The sequence below is a fragment of the Vibrio sp. Vb1337 genome, from assembly GCF_033338715.1.
GTDB lineage: Bacteria > Pseudomonadota > Gammaproteobacteria > Enterobacterales > Vibrionaceae > Vibrio > Vibrio alginolyticus.
In genome coordinates this window covers 1-1,053 of record NZ_JAWOTD010000262.1, presented here as the reverse complement: position 1 = coordinate 1,053, position 1,053 = coordinate 1, and the positions used below count along the sequence as shown (strand labels likewise).

General features: G+C 48.0%; 1 protein-coding gene. It reads right to left on the bottom strand.

Going from position 1 to position 1,053, the window contains the following annotated elements; translation table 11 throughout:
- Positions 1 to 1,053: LapD/MoxY N-terminal periplasmic domain-containing protein (locus R7E42_RS25500; RefSeq protein WP_318073309.1), on the bottom strand; the 1,053-nt coding region annotated here is incomplete at both ends.

Here is a 1,053-nt window from a genome sequence, read left to right as displayed (position 1 = left end):
ACGCTTTCCATTGCTGTTTACCCATCAAGTTAGATGGCGTATCGCTACCAATGAAGCCGTATGGTTTGTCTGGCTGTGCTTTGGCTTTCGATAGTGCGTTATCCACCATAGAAAGGACTTCAGAACGCGTTTTCTGATCTTTGCTGTGTGCCACACCAAGCGAGGCTTTTGGTTTTGCTAAGCCAGTTGGATCAGTGTTTAGGCCATTGACACAGTTGACGATGCTGTCCGCGAGAATGCGCAGTTCGCTCTCATCCATGTGCGGGAAAAGCAGACCGAATTCATCACTAGAAAGGCGAGCAATGGTGGCTCCCGGAACATCAATGGTGTTTTTCAGACGTTGAGACAACTCTTTCACGTGGGCATCAGCGCGTTGGTAGTCTTTTGTCTCGTAAATGTCGCCAATATATTCTGCATGGAGTAGCGCGATACCCCCTTGCGTTTGTTCTGCCAACCATTGGTCAACTTGGTTGATGTAGAACGAGCGGTTACCTAGTTTGGAGATAGGATCTAGGTATGCTTGAGCACGTAGACGTTGTGCTTCTTTGGCCTGTTCTTTAAATGACAACTCAATCTGTGCCGACATCATATTGATGCCATCCACGACCGCGATCAGGTCTTTGGTTTTAGGGCGAGTGAGTGGCTCACCAAACTGGTTGTTTGCGATGTCGTGCATTTTCTTCACGATAGCAGCCAGTGGCTTTAGAGAACGACGCAGAATGTAAGAAATCGCAATCAATCCCGCTAGGAAGATGACGCTAAACGCAGATAGCAAACGGATAAAACCTTGCCATAGCTGTTCATACGCCGCGCCTGGGTGGCTGATGATTTCGACTTCGGCCAGTTGCATCCAACCACTGGTGACCACGCGTTTATCGTGAATCGCTTTGAACAGATTCATGTCGATAAACCATTGCGGAACGGTGCTTGGTTTTACTGGGTAAGAGCGTACGATCTGGTAATCAGAATCTAACGCGGTGAGACGCACCACTGAGTAGGTACTGCCGTCAAATAATGCATTGATTACCGATTCAACGGCAACCTTGTCTTTAT